Origin of the sequence: Tessaracoccus palaemonis, assembly GCF_019316905.1 — a bacterium.
In the GTDB taxonomy this organism is placed as follows: domain Bacteria; phylum Actinomycetota; class Actinomycetes; order Propionibacteriales; family Propionibacteriaceae; genus Arachnia; species Arachnia palaemonis.
The window spans coordinates 1,759,560-1,776,408 of record NZ_CP079216.1 but is presented as its reverse complement, the minus strand read 5'-3'; the positions used below and the strand labels follow the sequence as shown (position 1 = coordinate 1,776,408).

Sequence of the window (16,849 nt, the reverse complement as noted above, 5' to 3'; positions counted from 1 at the left end):
AGCAGCCAATGGTGGAGGAAGCCGTCCGTATCGGACTCGTCGGTGTGGGCAGGATCGGCCGCAATCACGCGGAGATCCTTGCCCGCCACACCCCGGGCGTCGTCCTGCAGGCGATCGCGGACCCGGATGCGTCGGCCGTGGCGGACGTGGCCGAGGCGCTGCGGGTGCCGCAGACCTGCTCGTCCCTGGCGGAGCTGCTGTCCTCGGGGGTGGACGGTGTGGTCATCGCCGCTGCGTCCACGTCGCACGCCGAACTCATCGTTTCGGCGGCTGCCGCCGGGGTACCGGTCTTCTGTGAGAAGCCCGCAGGCATGTCGCTGGCGGAACTGGACAGGGCCGCAGGGGCGGTCGACGGCTCGGGGGTGGTGTGCCAGGTCGGCTTCAACAGGCGCTTCGCACCGGGGTTCGCCGCGGCCCGTCGCGCCGTCGACGAGGGTCGGCTCGGCTCGGTGCAGCTGCTGCGGTCCACCACCCGCGATCCGCGGCTGCATGATCCCTCCGTCGTGCCGCCGTGGACCATCTTCACCCAGACCCTCATCCATGACTTCGACACGCTCAACTGGCTCAACCCCGGCGCCAGGGCTGTTCGCGTCTTTGCTCAGGCCGATGCTCTGATCCGGCCGGACTTCCGCGGCGCCGGCCTGTTGGACACGGCGCTCGTCACCGTCGCGTTCGACAACGGTGCGCTCGCCGTGGCAGACGCTTCGTTCCAGGCGGCCTACGGCTACGACGTGCGTGCCGAGGTCTTCGGCTCCGGAGGGCTCGCGACAGCGGGACACGTGCGACGCACCGACCTCACCCTGTTCGGGGCCGAGGGCATCTCCGTCGAGACCTCCCGCAGCGACACCGATCTCCTGCAGGACTCGTACCGCGCGGAGTTCTCGGCCTTCGTCGAGGCCGTCCGGACGGGTGTCGCCCAGGGCCCGACCCTCCACGACGCGCGCGCCGCCTTCGCCGTCGCCCAGGCGTGCATCGACTCCATCACCACCTCCCTCCCCGTCCACCTCTGAGCAGGAGCCCCCTATGAGTACGCCGTTCGTGCTGGCCGTCAGCGCCGAGACCATCCACACCGACCTGCCGTACACCGAGCGGCTGCGACGCATCGGTGCCCGCGGACTGGAGGCGGAGATCTGGGACTGGACGACCAAGGACCTGCCGGCCCTGGCGGCCGTCGGAACGCCGATCACCTCGATGACCGGCTACATCCGCGGCGAACTCATCGACCCGGCAGGCGCGGACGAGCTGTTGCGGACCGCGGAGGAGTCCGCCCGGGCGGCCGAGATCATCGACTGCCCGCGCCTCAACGTCCACGGGACGGGCCTTGACGCGCAGGGACTGCCCGTGCGGCCGGGCGAAGCCACCGGTGGGGCCGACTGGCTGGCGGCGGCCAGGACGCTGGAGCGGCTGGCCCGGCTGGGGGAGCGCGTCGGCCGGGTGTTCACGCTCGAGAACCTCAACCTGGCTGTCGACCACCCTGGCACGCCGTTCGCCCGGGCGCACGACACCCTCGCGCTGGTCAGGGCGATCGACCACCCGAACCTCCGGCTCAACCTGGACCTCTACCACGCCCAGATCGGGGAGGGGAACCTCATCGAGCTGTGCGAGGAGGCATTGGCGTGGGTCGGCGAGATCCAGGTCGCCGACGTGCCCGGGCGGATGGAGCCCGGCACCGGGGAGGTCAACTATCCCGCGGTGGCGGCGGCGCTGGCCCGGTTCGGCTACCGCGGCACCGTCGGGCTGGAGGCCTTCGCCTCCGGTGACGCCGAGGTGGCGGTCGACCGGTTCGTGGCGGCGTTCAGCCTTCCTGACTGACCGGCGGGTGCGTTTCAATGGGGCCCATGTCGACGAAAGGACGTCCCATGACGCAGCCCTGGCGCCGCGAGGCAGCGGTGGCGACGATCGAGATCGGCGACGAGAGACCGGACCGAATCGGCCCCTGGTGGCGCGCCGCCATCGAGACGTGCGATGTCGCTCACGGGGTGAGGGTCGCCTCGAGCTGTTCGAAGACATCGCGCGCGGACTCCAGGCGGCAAGCCCTGAGGGCGTCGTCGTTCAGCTCGTGGGGTCCAGTACGACCTTGATACAGCCGTCGCTCTTGTGCTGGAACATCTCGTAGGCTGCGGGTGCCTCGGTGAGCGGTAGCCGGTGGGTCACCAGGTCGTCCACGCCGAAGGGGTCGTGTCCGGTCAGGGTCCGCAGCAGGTCGTCGGTCCACTGACGCACGTGGCACTGCCCCATGCGCAGGGAGATCCCCTTGTCGAACATGTCCATCAGCGGCATCGGGTCGATGGCCCCGCCGTAGACCCCGGAGATGGACACGGTGCCGCCGCGGCGGACGGCTGAGATGGCCGTGTGCAGGGCCTCGAGGCGGTCGATGCCTGCGTTCTCCACCGCCGCCCGGGCGACGGGCTTCGGTAGCCGGGTGGAGGCCGAGATCACGGCCGCGGCAACGGGATTGCCGTGCGCCTCCATGCCGACGGCGTCAACGACCGCGTCGGGACCGCGGCCCGAGGTCAGGTCGCGCAGGATCGCGGCGACATCGTCGACGTCATCCATGTTGATGACCTCGGCGCCGAGCCCCTGTGCCCTGTCCAGACGCTCGGCGATCCTGTCCACTGCGAGGACACGCCCAGCGCCCTGCTGCTGTGCGCAGGTCACTGCCAGTTGTCCGACCGGTCCAAGCCCAAGGATGGCGATCGTTCCACCTGGTTCCAGGTCGGCGAATCTGACGCCCTGCCAGGCCGTGGGAAGGATGTCGGAGAGGAACAGGAACCGCTGGTCAGGCAGGTCGTCCGGGACCTTGATGGGACCGAAATCCGCGTGCGGTACGCGCACGAACTGGGCCTGCCCGCCCGGCAACTGGCCGTAGAGGCTGGTGTAGCCGAAGAGGGTGGCGCCCTTGCCCCGCTCGGTGACCTGGGTGGTCTCACACTGCGCGTAGAGGCCCCGGGCGCACATCCAGCACCGCCCGCAGGAGACGTTGAACGGCACGACGACCCGGTCGCCAGGTGCGATGCCCGTGACCTCGGGGCCCACCTCTCGCACGATTCCCATGAACTCGTGCCCGATAATGTCGCCTGGGCTGAGGAATGGAGCCAGCACCTTGTAGAGGTGGAGGTCGGAGCCGCAGATTGCTGTGGATGTGACCTCGACGATGGCGTCGGTTGGGTCCTGGATCGTCGGCTCCGGCACATCGGAGACGGCGACCTTCTCGATGCCCTGCCAGGTGACTGCCTTCATGGTGTGTCCTCTTTCGTCGTCGTCATTCCCCGCTCCGCTGCGTGTCGAGGAACAGATGTGCAGGTCCTGTCGGTCATGGACCGCGACCTATGTGCCGCCGGACACCCACGTTGATTCCTGGCTGGACGCTACCGCGCGACGGGTTCGGGCCGGGCGGCCTCCGCTGCCACCGCAGCGGGAGGCATCCCATTGATCAATCAATGAACCGCTCCGGGTTGCCCGGGCTGGAGACTTGACACAGATACCCCCGGGGGTATTATTCACTTCATGAGTGAAGTTGGTCGCCGCAGGCGGATCGTTGTTGTCGGGGGAGTGGCCGGAGGGATGAGCTGTGCCGCGCGGGCGCGGCGCCTCGATGAGGAGGCCGAGATCGTCGTCCTTGAGCGGGGCGAGCACGTCTCCTTCGCCAACTGTGGGCTGCCGTACCATGTGGGTGGGGAGATCCCCGACGAGAGTCAGCTGCTCGTCCAGACGCCCGCCTCGCTGCGGGCAGCGCTGGCGCTCGACGTGCGGCCAGGGCACGAGGTCACCGGGATCGACGTGGCGAGCCGCAGCGTCACGGTCGCGTCTGCCGACGGCGTGGAGCAACTCACCTACGACGCGCTCGTGCTGTCGCCGGGCGCGCGGGCAGTCCGGCCGGACACCGCCGGGATCGACTCCCCGCGCGTGCGGACCCTGCGGACCGTCGCCGACGCCGTCGCGCTCAAGGAGCGGGTCGACCGGGGTGCCGGCCGTGCCGTGGTGCTGGGCGCCGGGTTCATCGGCCTCGAAGCCGCCGAGGCGCTCGCGCACCGCGGGCTGCAGGTCAGCGTCGTCGAGCTCGCCGACCATGTCCTCCCGCCGCTCGAGTCGGAGCTCGCCCACCTGGTGGAGCGTGAACTCGTCGACCTCGGCGTGGAGCTGCGCACCGGAGTCGCCGCGGCGGCCATCGAACCCGGGGCCGACCACGACGTGGTCGTCCTCGCCGACGGCTCGCGCATCGAGGCCGAGCTGATCGTGCTCTCCGTGGGCGTGCGCCCCGACACCCAGGCCTTCGAGGCGGCGGGCATCGCATGTGAGCGGGGCGCGATCGTCGTCGACGATCATGGCCGTACGTCGGCCGATGGCGTCTGGGCCGTGGGCGACGCGACCGCACGGACCGATCCGACGACGGGGCTGCGCCGGCCCGTGCCGCTGGCCGGCCCGGCGAACCGTGCGGGCAGGCTCGTCGCCGACGACATCTGCCGGCCGGGCAGCGCGCGCCCCATCCCGCAGCCGCTGGGTACCGCCATCGTGCGCGTCGGGGAGCTGACCGCGGCGATGACCGGGACCAACGCGGCGACGCTGCGGGCGGCCGGAATCCCGTTCGTCACGCTGCATCTGCACCCGAACCAGCACGCCGGCTACTTCCCCGGTGCGACCCAGGTCCACCTCGTCGTCCACATCTCGGAGGGCGACGGCCTCCTGCTCGGCGCCCAGGCCGTCGGGCTCGACGGCGTGGACAAGCGCATCGATGTGCTGTCCACCGCGATCCGCTCCGGGATGGCCGTCGGCGACCTGATCGACCTCGATCTCGCCTACGCCCCGCCCTACGGCCAGGCGAAGGACGCCGTGAACCTCGCGGGCATGGTCGGGAGCAATGTCCTGGATGGCACGCTGCGGCTCTGGTACGCCGACCAGCTCGACGACGTCGCGTCGTCGTCGCTCGTGCTCGACGCCCGCTCCGAGGCCGAGTACGCGACGGGGCACGTGCCGGGCTCGCTGAACATCCCCCACACCGAGCTGAGGGGGCGCCTCGACGAGGTCCGCGCCGCCGCCGACGGGCGACCGGTCCGGGTGCTGTGCGCCTCGGGAGTCCGCTCCGCCATCGCCCACCGCGTGCTGACGCAGGCCGGCTTCGACTCCGCGTCGCTGTCCGGCGGGATGCTCACCCTGCGGGGACTGCTCGGACGGCGGGTCGACGGGGTGCTCGCCCGGCCCGTCCCCGTGGCCTGACCGAAGAGAGGAACCGACATGACTCCCGATCACACCAGCCAGCGCCGCATCGTCAACCGGCTGCGGCGCGCCCGCGGCCAGCTCAACGCCGTCATCGAAGCCGTGGAGGAGGGCGGCTCGTGCCGTGACGTCGTCACGCAGCTCGCAGCCGTCTCATCGGCCCTCGACAGAGCCGGCTTCGCGATCATCGCCAGTGCCATGAAGAACTGCCTCGGTGACCCCGAGGGTGTCACCGAGGACGGCATCACCGCCGAGGAGCTGGAGAAGCTCTTCCTCACCCTCGCCTGAACCGACATCACCAGAAGGAGAAACGAATCATGTGCAGAGCAGTCACCTGCAAGGTCTGCGGAAAGACCACCTGGGCCGGATGCGGCCAACACATCGAGTCCGTGAAGCGGACCGTCCCGCCGGCCCAGTGGTGCCAGGGACACGACCGGGCCGAGCAGGCGCCGCGCGGAGGCCTGTTCTCCCGGCTACGCACCCGCTGACCGGCGCGCCTCCCGGTCGGAGTCAAGCAGCCGCAGCCACAGCTCGGAGGCGGTCGGGTACGACGGCACCGCGTGGGCGAGCACGTCGAGCGGCACCTTCGCGGTGATCGCCACCGTCGCGGAGTGGAGCAGCTCGGCGACGTCGGGCCCGACGAACGTGGCGCCCAGCACAGTGTCCGTGTCCTCGTCGATGACAAGGCGTGCGAAGCCGGCGGCGTCGTCGCGCAGGAGGGAGGCCCCCGCCGCCGAGCCGAAGGGCACCTCGGCGATCCTCACCCGGCGCCCGGCGGCCCGGGCAGCCTCGGCCGTCGGCCCGACGGCGGCGACCTGGGGATCGGTGAACACCACCTGGGGAACCGGGACGTCGGAGGGCACCGGAGCCGGGGTGCGGCCCTCGGCCAGCGCCGCGATCCGGTCGCCGACGAGCCTGGCCCGGTACTTGCCCCAGTGTGTGAGCGGGGCCTCGCCGCTCACGTCGCCGACCAGGTGCAGCCAGGTCGGCAGCGGCCCGTCGAGGTCCGCGGGCGTCAGGCCGATGCTCTCCAGGCCGAGGCCTTCCCGGGCCGGTCGCCGTCCGGTGGCCACCAGGACCTCGGCGTGCGTCGACTCGTGGCCATCGGCCTCCACGAGCCGGACCGGGCCGCCGTGGACCCGGCCGAGGCCGGTGCGGCGGGCGTCCGGCCGGCTGGCCTCGGCCAGCGCGACGCCGAAGCGCAGCTCGACGCCCGCCTGCCGCAGCCCTTCGGCGACCGCCGCCGAGACCCCGGACTCGAACCTGCCGAGCAGGCCGGGGCCGCGTACCAGCATCGTGACGTGGGAGCCTAGGGCAGCCAGCCAGCGGGCCGCCTCGCAGGCGACCACCCCGCCGCCGATCACGGCGATCGAATCGGGTACCTCGACGATGCCGGTCGCGTCGCGCGAGCCCCACGGCAGCGCCGCGGCCAGGAGGTCCGGCACGACCGGCAGCGAGCCCGTCGCCAGCACCACCGCGTGCGCGGCGCGCAGCCTGCGCGGTCCGTCGGGGCCGTCGACCTCGACGATGCGCTCGCCGCCGAGTCGGCCGGTTCCCCGCACGACGGTGATGCCCGCGCCCTCGGCCCACGAGACCTGCCCGCGGTCGTCGTAGAGGCTGACCCACGAGTCCCGCCGACGCAGCAGGGCCGCCCGATCGATGTCGATCCGGTGCGGCAGCCCACCCAGGTGGATGGCGGCCGCGTGCACGTCGAGGGGACGTAGCAGCGCCTTACTGGGCATGCACGCGTAGTACGAGCACTCTCCGCCGACGAGCTCCGCCTCGACCAGGGCCGCGGTGCGGTCGCTGCCCCTGATCGCAAAGTCCGCCGCGTTCTCCCCGGCCGGTCCGGCGCCGATCACGACCACATCGAAGTCATCCATGGCCCCATTGTGTCGGCCGGGTCGTTCGATGGCCGGGTACCGGGTAGCGTCGCTGGTGTTGCAGGCGTTGCCGCCCGGCTGTTGGCGCGTGTGGAGGAGGGGTGATGATCGAGTTCGACGAGGTGACCAAGGAGTACCGGCGCGGGATCGTGGCCGTCGAGACCTTCTCGCTGGAGATCCCTTCGCACCGCACGGTGGCGCTGCTGGGCTCCTCGGGATCGGGCAAGACGACGCTGTTGCGCATGGTCAACCGGATGGTCGAGCCGACCTCGGGCCGCGTGCTGATCGACGGGGAGGACGTGCGCGCCCGCGACGTCGTCGAGCTGAGGCGCTCGATCGGCTACGTGCTGCAGGCGGGCGGCCTCCTGCCGCACCGCACGGTGATCGACAACGTCGCCACCGTGCTGCGGCTGAACGGCATGGCGCGCACGCCCGCCCGCCTGAGGGCGGCCGAACTGATGGAACGCGTCGGGCTGGAGTCGTCGCTGGCCCGGCGCTACCCGGCGGAGCTGTCCGGCGGCCAGCAGCAGCGGGTCGGCGTCGCCCGCGCCCTCGCGCCCGACCCGAACATCCTCCTGATGGACGAGCCCTTCGGCGCCGTGGACCCGATCGTGCGCCGCGAGCTCCAGGACGAACTGCTGAGGCTGCAGGAGGAGCTGGGCAAGACCATCGTGTTCGTGACGCACGACGTCGACGAGGCCTTCCGGCTCGGCGACGAGGTGGTCGTGCTGCGCGGCCACGGCGTCGTCGCGCAGCGTGGCACCCCCGCCGAGATCCTCGCGGCCCCCGCCGACGACTTCGTCGCGGACTTCATCGGCGCCAACCGGGCCGAGCGGAGCCTCAGAACCGTGAACGTCGCCGGGCGCAGCATCGCCGTCGACGGCAACGGCCGGCCCGTCGGGGTGATGCGGGGGTGAGGTGGCTGGCGCTGAACTGGCCGCAGGTGCTCGAACTGGCCGGTGCGCACCTCCTGCTCGCCCTGCCGCCGATCGTCGCGAGCGTGCTCATCGCGGTGCCGCTCGGCAGGCTGGCGCACCGGCGGCCCGTCATCGGCGCACCGCTGCTCGGGGTGGCCGGCCTGATGTACGCGATCCCGGCCCTGCCGCTGCTGATCGTGATCCCCGCAGTCCTCGGCATCCCGCTCCGCTCGCCCGCGACGATGATAGTCGCGCTGACGGTCTACGGCGTCGCCCTGCTGGTGCGTACCGCCGCCGACGCTTTCGCGGCCGTCGACGCACGGACGCACGACGGGGCGGTCGCCATCGGTTACTCCCCACGGGCGGTCTTCTGGCAGGTCGACCTGCCGTTGGCGGTCCCCGTGCTCCTGTCCGGCGTGCGCGTCGTGGCGGTGTCCACCATCTCACTGGTGACCATCGGGGCGCTGATCGGCGTGCCGAGCCTCGGCACGCTTCTGACCGACGGTTTCCAGCGCGGGATCGCCACGGAGGTGGGCGTCGGCGTGGTGGCGACGGTGGCCCTCGCGCTGCTGGCCGACGCCGGCCTTCTGGTGTTGGGACGCCTCCTCACTCCATGGCTCCGGGCGGGCCGCGACGGCCGGCCGCGCACGGCCGAGCCGAGCCCTTCAGGCCGGGGGAGGCGCGGATGAACCTGTTCTCCCAGGCTGTCGCCTGGCTGGGCGACCCGACCAACTGGACCGGCCCTTCCGGCATCCCCACGCGCGCCGCACAGCACCTCCTCGTGACCGCAGTCGCCGTGGGCCTGGCCGCCCTGATCGCGCTGCCCGTCGGGGTGCTCATCGGGCACACCCGGCGCGGTGCCGGTGTCGTCGGCGCGATCGTCGGCGCCGCGCGCGCCATCCCCACGCTCGGCCTCCTCACCCTCTTCGGGCTCGCACTAGGCATCGGCATCGAGGCTCCGCTGCTCGCCCTGGTGCTGCTCGCGGTCCCGTCGTTGCTGGCAGGCGCCTACGCCGGCGTGCAGTCCATCGATCCCGCCATCGCGTCCGCGGCAAGGGCCGTCGGCATGAGCGGCCCACAGGTTATCGTCGGCGTGGAGTTGCCGCTCGCGCTGCCGGTGATCGTCGGCGGGCTGAGGGCGGCCACTCTGCAGGTGGTGGCCACGGCGACGCTGGCCGCCTACACCTCCGACACCGGGCTGGGGCGGTACCTGTTCGCGGGGCTGAAGTCCCGCGACTACCCGCAGATGCTCGCCGGGGCGCTGCTGGTCATCGCGCTCGCGCTGCTCCTCGAGCTCGTGCTGGCGGCCGTCCAGCGGCTCTGCACCCGCATCGCCGATCCCTCCCGCCAGACCACCCGCACCCGATCCTGAGAGAGACACCACCATGACCCACCGCATCGCGCTCGCCGCGCTCAGCGCCGTCCTGGGAGCATCGCTGCTTGCCGGCTGCGCCGGCACCGACCCGCTGGCCACCACCGAGACCGGCCAGAGCACGCCGTCTGCCTCGATCGTGATCGGATCCCAGGACTACTACTCCAACGAGATCATCGCCGAGATCTACGCGCAGGCCCTCGAGGGGGCCGGGTACACCGTCGACAGGCAGTTCCGCATCGGCCAGCGCGAGGCCTACCTCCCCGAGATCGAGGCGGGGAGCATCGACATCTTCCCCGAGTACAGCGGAAACCTGCTCCAGTACTGGGAGCCCGACACCGAGGCGCGGCTGGCCGACGACGTCTACACCGCGCTGCAGGAGGCCACCCCCGACGGCCTGCGCGTGCTCGACCAGTCCGAGGCGAGCGACCAGGACTCCTACACCGTCACCCGCGAGTTCGCCGACACATGGGACCTCACCACGATCGACGACCTGGCCGACGTCACCGAGCCCCTGACGCTCGGCGCCAACTCGGAGGCGGAGTCCAGGCCCTACGGCCCGAAGGGCCTGATGGATACGTACGGGATCGAGATCAGCTTCACGCCGATCGAGGACGCGGGCGGCCCGCTGACCGTCAAGGCGCTCAAGGACGGCGACATCCAGCTGGCCAACATCTACACGGCGGACCCGGCGATCAAGGCGAACGACCTCGTGTCGTTGCAGGACACCAAGGGGCTGTTCCTCGCCTCGCACGTCGTGCCGCTGGCCAGCGACAACGTCGACGACGCGGCGGCCGCGGTGATCAACAAGGTCAGCGCCGCCATGGCCCCCGACGACCTGATCGCGCTCAACGCCCGCAGCGTCGACGAGGAGCTTCCCGCAGCGACGATCGCCACCGACTGGCTCTCGGACAAGGGGCTCGCCTGACCGGACGAGCTCCTGTGGCGATCCCGCCACCCGCATCCGCGCCATCTGCCACCTCTGAAGGAGCACCGCATGACCATTGCCGTGACGGGCGCGACCGGCGCCCTGGGCGGGCTCATCGCCCGGAATCTCGCCGAGCGCGGCGTCCCGCAGCGGCTGCTCGCCCACACTCCTGAGCGCGCGCCGCGCCTGCCACTCGCCACCGTGCAGGCCTTCTGGGCCTACCCTGGATTTGTGGACACCTGAGTAAGCGGGATCGTGGGTTCCGCGGGAGGGTGCCTGATGGCAGCAGAGAAGAAGAGTCGTCGGAGGTACACGGCGGAGTATCGGGCCGAGGCGGCTCGGTTGGTGATCGACACCGGGCGGCCGATCGCGCATGTGGCCCAGGAGTTGGGTATCGGGTCCCAGCTGTTGGGGCGGTGGGTCCAGGCGGAGCGTGATCGGGACGCTGGCGAGCCCGACGGCGATCTGAGCTTGGACGAGCGGGCCGAGTTGAAGCGGTTGCGTCGGGAAGTCAGCGAGCTACGCAAGGACAACGAGTTCCTGGGAAAAGCAGCTGCCTTCTTCGCGTCGAAGCCACCACGATCGAACGGTTCGAACTGATGGCGGCGGAGAAGGCCAACTTTGAGGTGGCCCGGATGGCGCGGCTGTTGCGGGTGTCCAGGTCGGGTTACTACCAGTGGGCCCAGCGCCGCGTGGCTGGTCCGAGCAGCCGGGCTCGCCGGCAGGCGAGCTTGGATGAACGGGTCCGTGCTCTGCATGAGGCCTCTGACCAGGTCTACGGCGCGCCGAGGATCACCGCTGATCTCCACCAGGAGGGCACGGCAGTCAACGTGAAGACGGTCGCTTCGTCGTTGCGTCGGCAGGGTCTGGAGGGGATCTCCCCGCGCTCGTTCTCGCCGGTGACCACGATCCCGGGGGTCCCGACTCACCACATTCCCGACCGGGTCAGCCGCGAGTGGGACACGGGAGAGTTGAACAGGGTGTGGGTCTCGGACATCACCTACCTGCGGACCGGGGAGGGCTGGCTCTACCTGTGTGTGGTGCGTGACGGGTGTTCCCGGCGGGTGCTGGGCTGGGCGATGGACTCCCACCAGGACAGTGACCTGGTCGAACGCGCGTTGACTATGGCGAGAACCCTCCGTGGTGACGTCCCGGGGCAGGTCGTGTTCCATGCCGACCGCGGCACGCAGTACACCTCCGACCAACTGCACCGCGCCGCGAAACGCCTCGGGGTGGAGCAGTCGATGGGACGCACCGGGGTGTGCTTCGACAACGCGATGGCTGAGTCGTTCTGGTCCACGCTGAAGCACGAGTTCTACCACCGGCACACCTGGCCGACCCGGGCCCAAGCCCGACGGGAGGTCGCCCGCTGGATCGAGGTCGTCTACAACCGACGACGACGTCACTCAGCCCTGGGCTACCAACGCCCCGTCGAGTTCGAAACCACCAAGACCCAGACCGACACCGGCCGGGTCACCAAGGATCAAGCCGCGTAAGCGGCACGTGTCCACAATTTGCGGAGAACCCCACTTCGACTATGGGGACGCGGAGGCGTCGCGGGCGGCGCTGACCGGGGTGGACACGCTGCTGATGGTCTCCGCCCCTGAGAGCGCGGACCGCCTCGAGCAGCACCGCACCTTCGTGGAGGCGGCCGCGGCCGCGGGGGTCGGGCACGTCGTCTACACCTCGTTCGTCGCCGCGGCACCCGATGCGACCTTCACCCTCGCCCGCGACCACTACGCCACCGAGGAGTACGTCAGGGCTTCGGGGATGGCGTGGACGTTCCTCCGCGACAGCTTCTACATCGACTTCATGGAGGCCCTCGTCGGCGACGACGGCGTCATCCGCGGGCCTGCCGGGAACGGCCGGTGCGCGATCGTCGCCCGCCGAGACGTCGCCCGCGCTGCTGCGAGCGTGCTGGCGGCCCCGGAACCCCACCGCAACCGCACCTACGATCTGACCGGCCCCGAGGCCCTCTCGATGACCGAGGTCGCCGAGACCATCTCCGCCGTGCGAGGGCGCCCCGTCCGCTTCCACGACGAGACGGTGGAGGAGGCGTATGCGTCCCGCGCCGGGTACGGCGCGCCCGCCTGGCAGCTGGACGCGTGGGTGAGCACCTACACCGCCATCCGCAGCGGGGCCATGGCGAAGGTCAGTGACGCGGTGCGCAGCATCACGGGAACCGACCCGATCAGGCTGGCCGACCACCTGAGGTCTCATCCGTCGACGGCATGACAACTGGTCAGCATTGGCTGTATGGTCAGCGCATGCTGACCATAACCTCCCGGTTGGACGTGATGCACCGGCTCGGCCGCGCCATGGCGGACCCCACCCGATCCCGGATCCTGCTCGAGCTGCTCGACGGCCCGAGCTACCCGGCGGCCCTCGCGGCCCACCTGGGGCTGACGAGGACGAATGTGTCGAATCACCTGGCGTGTCTCAGGGGCTGCGGCATCGTGGTGGCGGAGCCCGAGGGGCGGCGCACGCGGTACGAGATGGCGGATGCCCACCTCGCCGCGGCCCTCCGGGCGCTGGTGGACGTGACGCTCGCCGTCGACGAGGGAGTTCCCTGCATCGACCCGGCCTGCGGGGTCATCGGCTGCTGCGACGCGGGGGAGTCCCGGTGACCGCGACGGCCCTGGAGCCTGCCCGTAGGGACCTGCTGCGGCGCCGGATCCGGCTGGTCGTGGCGGTCACGATCACGTGGAACGTCGTCGAGGCCGCTGTTGCGCTGATCGCGGGGCGGGCGGCCTCGTCTGCCGCGCTCATCGGGTTCGGGCTCGACTCCGTCGTCGAGGTCCTCTCCGCCGCGGCCGTAGCCTGGCAGTTCGCCTCGCCGGACCCGGAGAAGCGGGAGCGTGCGGCGCTGCTTGTCATCTCCGTCGCGTTCTTCGCGCTGGCGGCCTACGTCACCGTCGAGTCCGTGCTCGCGCTGACCGGGCTGCGGGAGCCCGAGCACTCGACCGTCGGCATCGTGCTCGGCGTGTTGAGCCTCGTGGTGATGCCGGTCCTGAGCTGGTCCGAGCGTCGCACCGGCCGCGAGCTCGGCTCCGCCTCCGCGGTTGCGGACTCCAAGCAGACCCTGATCTGTGCCTACCTGTCGGCCGCCCTCGTCGTCGGGCTCGGGCTGAACGCACTGTTCGGCTGGGCCTGGGCCGACTCGGTTGCCGCACTGTTCATCGCCGGCTTCGCGGTACGGGAGGGGATAGAGGCCTGGCGCGGCCGCGCCTGCTGCGCCGCCCCGGTGTCCGTCCTGACGGGCGAGGTCGAGGCCTGCGACGACGGCTGCTGCTGAGGGTCCGCTGGATTTCCTGGGTGACGCTCAGGCGTCGAGACGGTCCAGCCACGCGTCGATGACCCGGGCGGCCGTGAGTGCCAGGCCGGGACCGAAGGCAATGGCGTCGCTCCGGAGGCGGCCCGGGTCGATGCCCGCCGCCGCGAGCTCGTGGGCGTGGCCGATCAGCCAGCTCTCGATCCGCGTGTGATCGGCCTCGAGGTGGAACTGCAGCGCCAGCACCGTGTCGCCGAGCGCGAAGGCCTGATTCGGGAAGCCGGGTGTCTCGGCCAGCCGGGTCGCCCCATGAGGGATCTCGAACTGGTCGCCGTGCCAATGCAGCACCGGGTGTCCCTGCAGTGGGGCGAGGACGGAGGCCTGTCCCTCGTCTGTCAGCGTCAGCGGCGCGTACCCGATCTCGTGGCGGCCGGTGGAGGCGACCTCGGCGCCCATGGCCTGCGCGATCAGCTGAGCCCCGAGGCAGACGCCCAACGTCGGGAGTCCTGCGTCGAGTCGAGCCCGGATCGCGCGCTGCTCCTCGATGAGGAAGGGGTAGCGGTCGCGGTCATACACGCCGATCGGCCCGCCGAGCACCACGAGGAGGTCGGCCGCGCTCACAGTTTCCGGCGTGATGGCCGCGATGCCCGCGTCGAGGTACGCGATGCCATAGCCGCGGTTGCGCAGGACCGCATCGAGGGTGCCGAGATCCTCGAACGGGACGTGACGGATCGCGAGCGCGGTGCGGGGCATGGCGCGACCCTACCGCCGGAACGAGTCCCGGTCACCGGAGTCGAGCAGGCGGGCCGGCACCGGCCCCAGCAGCCAGTCGGGATCCGTGATGCTGCCCAGCTCCCACGGCCACCTGCCGTATCGATCGGGGCACAGCACCTGCATGGCGGTGACCACCGCGTCGTCTCCGTACAGCGTCAGGGCAGCCAGGGGAAACTCATTCATCGCTTCCCAGCCCAGCGGGATGAAGGTGGCCGGGTAGCCCCGGAATACCCTGTGGTCGATCTCGCCGGCCTCAAGTCGACGGCCGGCGCGTACCTGGAGGGCCAGGTCGTTCAGAAAGACCTGGGCCGACTCGGGTGGGACCCCGTACGTGACCAGTTCCGGCTGCCCGATCGCGGTGAGGCCGACGGTGTACGCAAACGTCGGCCCGGGATCGTCCTCGGTGCCGATCACGCAGGGGATGGCCACCCCGTACTCCCCTTTCAGCACAACGATGCCTATGTCGGGGCCGCTGCAATATAGGAGCAGCCACCCCCGGCGTGGGCATTGTTGTGCGCGGAAACCGAGCTGAGCCGACCGTTGGCGAGGTGCCCTGAGGTCATCGATCGCCTGGTTCATGGGGCTCGCACACCAGTCTGTGGATAATCGTTCGGGCGTGTGAAAACTGTCGGTGGCGGGTCGTAGCGTGGGTGTCATGGAAAGCAGACGACGCGACGAGTCCCGGGAGGCGACCCACCGCCTCCGCGCCGGTGTCGACCTGCGTCGCCGCGGCGAGGCCGAGGAGCTGGAGGCCCTGTGCGACCTGGCCCTGGCGTACCGGTTGGACGAGGCCGACCTGTTGGATTACGGGACCGAGATCTACCGTGACCGTGACACCAGACTCCCGGAGAAACTGATCCGTCCCGGCGGGGAGGGTACCCCGGGTGTGTCGGAGTTCCTGGCGATGGAGGTCGCCGCGTTGCTGCGGTGTTCCCAGACGGCGGCGATCGAGAGGATCGCCTCCGCGCTGAATCTGAAGTACCGGCATCCGATGCTGTTCGAGGCCGTGATCAACGGGGAGGTCGAATGCTGGCTCGCAGCGAAGGCGGCCTGGTTGTGTCGGGATCTGGATCCGATGCAGGCCGAGTCCGTCACGGCCCGTTGGCTGCCGAGGCAGTACGGGCTGGTGCCCGGTGCCGCGCTGGGGGAGCTGAAGAAGCTGATCATCCGGGTCGACGCGGCCGCCGCGAGGGCACGGGAGGCCGAGGCCCGGGCGCAGCGCGGGGTGTGGCTGCGTGACGAGGAACCCGGTGTCACCAGCATCGGTGGCCGGCTCGATGTGTTGGACGGCAGGATCGTCGACGAGCGCCTCCATCAGATCTCGGAGCGGTTGAAGGCCAGGTATCCCGGTCTGGGCCACTCCGCCCGCCGCGCGAAGGCCCTGTCGCTGGCAATGAACCCCGACCTGCTCCTCGCCATCCTCGAAGCGGATCAGCCAGCCTTGGCCATCGACTGCTCGGGCAGCGACCACGACACGCAGGTGATCACGGCGGTGCCGACGGAGCCGCCGGACGAGGACGAAGCGCCGCTCCCGGACGAGTTGCCCGAGATCGAACCCCCACCTCCTCCCGGACCAGGTCCTTTCGCTTCGCTCAATGCACCTCGACAGGCTCGGCGACCCGACACGTCACCTGAGCCGTCCCGGTTGCCCGAGCCGCCATCCCGGTTCCCTGAGCTCGTCGAAGGGCGCCGAGCGCAGCGAGGCGAAGACCCACCGCCGCCCACACCTGCGCCGTTGCCGCGGGTGGAGATCGTCGTGCATATCACCGCGGACGCGGATGGAACCCTTGACCCGGTCGCGTCGGTGGAGCGGGCCGACACGCTCACCACCGCGCTGCTCGGCGAGTTGCTCGGCGACGGGTACCGCAACGGGGAGATCGCGCTGAAGGTCCAGCCCGTGATCGACCTGAACAACACCCCCGCCGCCGACGGGTACCGGCCGACTCGGCGGATGCGCAAGGCGCTGCGGCTCCTGCGCCCGACCGAGGCGTTCCCGTTCTCCACCCGCACCCGACGCCTGGATATCGACCACAACACCGCCTACCAGCCCGGCCGACCGGGCCAGACCCGGCTGGACAACCTCGCCCAGCTGTGTCGCCGGGTCCACCGCGGCAAGACGAAGGGGGTGTGGGTGTTGAACCAGATCGCAACCGGCCACTTCCGCTGGACCAGCCCCCTGGGCTACGTCTACGAAGTCACCAGCGGCGGCGCCTGGCTGGAATGCACCCCCGACCTCGGCCCACAACTCAGCCCCGTCGAGAGGACCATCCAGGACTGGTGCGACACCATCGCCGACGCCGCCGACCTCGCCCGCTGCGGCTGACCCCTGACACGGGTTCGGCCCCTTCGCTGTGCTCAGGGCACCTCGACAGGGCCTGTGCTGAGCCCGTCGAAGTGCTCGGCGACCCCAGGGACGCCTCGGTCGGCCCGCGCTGAGACCGTCGAAGTGCCGGCGACCCGGGCACGTGAACACTTCAGGGTTCGAGCGCC

The 16,849-nt window shown here is 70.8% G+C and carries 19 protein-coding genes; 15 read left to right on the top strand and 4 right to left on the bottom strand.

From position 1 onward, the window contains the following. Positions 1–8: 8 nt before the first annotated feature. Entirely contained in the window at positions 9–1,010 is a 1,002-nt protein-coding gene (locus KDB89_RS08100) for a Gfo/Idh/MocA family oxidoreductase (RefSeq protein WP_219080003.1), read from the top strand. A gap of 13 nt (positions 1,011–1,023) precedes the next feature. Further along, complete coding sequence (locus KDB89_RS08095; RefSeq protein ID WP_219080001.1) at positions 1,024–1,812, top strand: TIM barrel protein; 789 nt, start codon at positions 1,024–1,026, stop codon at positions 1,810–1,812. Between the two features lie 240 nt (positions 1,813–2,052). Here the strand turns inward: KDB89_RS08095 and KDB89_RS08090 are convergent, their stop codons facing one another. Beyond that, positions 2,053–3,240 (bottom strand): zinc-dependent alcohol dehydrogenase, encoded by a 1,188-nt coding sequence (locus tag KDB89_RS08090; protein ID WP_219079999.1) that lies wholly within the window; start codon positions 3,238–3,240, stop codon positions 2,053–2,055. A gap of 267 nt (positions 3,241–3,507) precedes the next feature. On the opposite strand from KDB89_RS08090, the gene KDB89_RS08085 reads away from it, so the two are divergent. The 3 genes from KDB89_RS08085 to KDB89_RS08075 are packed head-to-tail and all read left to right on the top strand — an operon-like array spanning position 3,508 to position 5,702. Next, the gene (locus KDB89_RS08085) at positions 3,508–5,214 is read left to right on the top strand and encodes an FAD-dependent oxidoreductase (RefSeq protein WP_219079997.1); all 1,707 of its coding nucleotides are present in this window, start codon (positions 3,508–3,510) and stop codon (positions 5,212–5,214) included. A gap of 18 nt (positions 5,215–5,232) precedes the next feature. Beyond that, the gene (locus tag KDB89_RS08080; protein ID WP_219079995.1) at positions 5,233–5,502 is read left to right on the top strand and encodes a metal-sensitive transcriptional regulator; all 270 of its coding nucleotides are present in this window, start codon (positions 5,233–5,235) and stop codon (positions 5,500–5,502) included. Between the two features lie 29 nt (positions 5,503–5,531). Continuing rightward, entirely contained in the window at positions 5,532–5,702 is a 171-nt protein-coding gene (locus tag KDB89_RS08075; RefSeq protein ID WP_219079994.1) for a DUF8730 family Cys-rich protein, read from the top strand. Here the strand turns inward: KDB89_RS08075 and KDB89_RS08070 are convergent. Next, positions 5,688–7,097, bottom strand: a complete 1,410-nt coding sequence (locus KDB89_RS08070) for a dihydrolipoyl dehydrogenase family protein (RefSeq protein ID WP_219079993.1) — start codon at positions 7,095–7,097, stop codon at positions 5,688–5,690. The two genes, KDB89_RS08075 and KDB89_RS08070, sit on opposite strands and share 15 nt — an antisense overlap. Before the next feature lie 104 nt (positions 7,098–7,201). Here KDB89_RS08070 and KDB89_RS08065 point away from each other — a divergent pair, with 104 nt between their 5' ends. The 9 genes from KDB89_RS08065 to KDB89_RS08025 all read left to right on the top strand — a co-directional run bounded on the left by KDB89_RS08065 (position 7,202) and on the right by KDB89_RS08025 (position 13,609). Beyond that, the gene (locus KDB89_RS08065) at positions 7,202–8,014 is read left to right on the top strand and encodes an ABC transporter ATP-binding protein (protein WP_219079991.1); all 813 of its coding nucleotides are present in this window, start codon (positions 7,202–7,204) and stop codon (positions 8,012–8,014) included. Beyond that, positions 8,011–8,703 (top strand): ABC transporter permease, encoded by a 693-nt coding sequence (locus tag KDB89_RS08060; RefSeq protein ID WP_219079988.1) that lies wholly within the window; start codon positions 8,011–8,013, stop codon positions 8,701–8,703. The genes KDB89_RS08065 and KDB89_RS08060 overlap by 4 nt, the downstream gene beginning before the upstream one ends. Next, positions 8,700–9,386: an ABC transporter permease gene (locus KDB89_RS08055; RefSeq protein WP_219079986.1), complete on the top strand. Its 687-nt coding sequence runs from the start codon at positions 8,700–8,702 to the stop codon at positions 9,384–9,386. Before KDB89_RS08060 ends, KDB89_RS08055 begins: the two co-directional genes overlap by 4 nt. 13 nt (positions 9,387–9,399) lie before the next feature. Continuing rightward, a complete protein-coding gene (locus tag KDB89_RS08050; RefSeq protein WP_219079984.1) occupies positions 9,400–10,314 on the top strand; it encodes an ABC transporter substrate-binding protein in 915 nt (304 codons plus the stop codon). 69 nt (positions 10,315–10,383) lie between these two features. Next, positions 10,384–10,557, top strand: coding sequence for an SDR family oxidoreductase (locus KDB89_RS08045; RefSeq protein ID WP_219079982.1), 174 nt, complete (start codon positions 10,384–10,386; stop codon positions 10,555–10,557). Positions 10,558–10,593: 36 nt separating this feature from the next. Next, positions 10,594–11,810, top strand: a protein-coding gene (locus tag KDB89_RS08040; protein ID WP_219079980.1) for an IS3 family transposase whose coding sequence is annotated in 2 segments (ribosomal slippage) — positions 10,594–10,870 and positions 10,870–11,810 — 1,218 coding nt in all. Because the reading frame shifts where the segments join, the coding sequence is not laid out codon by codon here. 7 nt (positions 11,811–11,817) lie between these two features. Then, positions 11,818–12,549, top strand: coding sequence for an NmrA family NAD(P)-binding protein (locus tag KDB89_RS08035; RefSeq protein ID WP_255555841.1), 732 nt, complete (start codon positions 11,818–11,820; stop codon positions 12,547–12,549). Between the two features lie 32 nt (positions 12,550–12,581). Beyond that, positions 12,582–12,941: a Cd(II)/Pb(II)-sensing metalloregulatory transcriptional regulator CmtR gene (gene cmtR / locus KDB89_RS08030; protein ID WP_219079977.1), complete on the top strand. Its 360-nt coding sequence runs from the start codon at positions 12,582–12,584 to the stop codon at positions 12,939–12,941. After that, the gene (locus KDB89_RS08025; RefSeq protein ID WP_219079975.1) at positions 12,938–13,609 is read left to right on the top strand and encodes a cation diffusion facilitator family transporter; all 672 of its coding nucleotides are present in this window, start codon (positions 12,938–12,940) and stop codon (positions 13,607–13,609) included. The genes cmtR and KDB89_RS08025 overlap by 4 nt, the downstream gene beginning before the upstream one ends. Positions 13,610–13,636: 27 nt before the next feature. On the opposite strand, the gene KDB89_RS08020 is transcribed toward KDB89_RS08025, so the two are convergent. Next, positions 13,637–14,338, bottom strand: coding sequence for a glutamine amidotransferase (locus KDB89_RS08020; protein ID WP_219079973.1), 702 nt, complete (start codon positions 14,336–14,338; stop codon positions 13,637–13,639). Between the two features lie 9 nt (positions 14,339–14,347). Next, entirely contained in the window at positions 14,348–14,788 is a 441-nt protein-coding gene (locus KDB89_RS08015) for a DUF4262 domain-containing protein (RefSeq protein WP_219079971.1), read from the bottom strand. Between the two features lie 226 nt (positions 14,789–15,014). On the opposite strand from KDB89_RS08015, the gene KDB89_RS08010 reads away from it, so the two are divergent. Continuing rightward, positions 15,015–16,682 carry a DUF222 domain-containing protein gene (locus KDB89_RS08010; RefSeq protein WP_219079970.1) on the top strand — a complete coding sequence of 556 codons (1,668 nt, stop codon included), beginning with the start codon at positions 15,015–15,017 and terminating at the stop codon, positions 16,680–16,682. The last annotated feature ends 167 nt before the right edge of the window (positions 16,683–16,849 follow it).

What these genes read in the sequence shown, in the direction of transcription:
- KDB89_RS08100 (WP_219080003.1), top strand. Translation starts at nt 9, where the DNA reads ATGGTGGAGGAAGCCGTCCGTATCGGACTCGTCGGTGTGGGCAGGATC.
- KDB89_RS08095 (WP_219080001.1), top strand. Translation starts at nt 1,024, where the DNA reads ATGAGTACGCCGTTCGTGCTGGCCGTCAGCGCCGAGACCATCCACACC.
- KDB89_RS08090 (WP_219079999.1), bottom strand. Translation starts at nt 3,240, where the DNA reads ATGAAGGCAGTCACCTGGCAGGGCATCGAGAAGGTCGCCGTCTCCGAT.
- KDB89_RS08085 (WP_219079997.1), top strand. Translation starts at nt 3,508, where the DNA reads ATGAGTGAAGTTGGTCGCCGCAGGCGGATCGTTGTTGTCGGGGGAGTG.
- KDB89_RS08080 (WP_219079995.1), top strand. Translation starts at nt 5,233, where the DNA reads ATGACTCCCGATCACACCAGCCAGCGCCGCATCGTCAACCGGCTGCGG.
- KDB89_RS08075 (WP_219079994.1), top strand. Translation starts at nt 5,532, where the DNA reads ATGTGCAGAGCAGTCACCTGCAAGGTCTGCGGAAAGACCACCTGGGCC.
- KDB89_RS08070 (WP_219079993.1), bottom strand. Translation starts at nt 7,097, where the DNA reads ATGGATGACTTCGATGTGGTCGTGATCGGCGCCGGACCGGCCGGGGAG.
- KDB89_RS08065 (WP_219079991.1), top strand. Translation starts at nt 7,202, where the DNA reads ATGATCGAGTTCGACGAGGTGACCAAGGAGTACCGGCGCGGGATCGTG.
- KDB89_RS08055 (WP_219079986.1), top strand. Translation starts at nt 8,700, where the DNA reads ATGAACCTGTTCTCCCAGGCTGTCGCCTGGCTGGGCGACCCGACCAAC.
- KDB89_RS08050 (WP_219079984.1), top strand. Translation starts at nt 9,400, where the DNA reads ATGACCCACCGCATCGCGCTCGCCGCGCTCAGCGCCGTCCTGGGAGCA.
- KDB89_RS08045 (WP_219079982.1), top strand. Translation starts at nt 10,384, where the DNA reads ATGACCATTGCCGTGACGGGCGCGACCGGCGCCCTGGGCGGGCTCATC.
- cmtR (WP_219079977.1), top strand. Translation starts at nt 12,582, where the DNA reads ATGCTGACCATAACCTCCCGGTTGGACGTGATGCACCGGCTCGGCCGC.
- KDB89_RS08020 (WP_219079973.1), bottom strand. Translation starts at nt 14,338, where the DNA reads ATGCCCCGCACCGCGCTCGCGATCCGTCACGTCCCGTTCGAGGATCTC.
- KDB89_RS08010 (WP_219079970.1), top strand. Translation starts at nt 15,015, where the DNA reads ATGGAAAGCAGACGACGCGACGAGTCCCGGGAGGCGACCCACCGCCTC.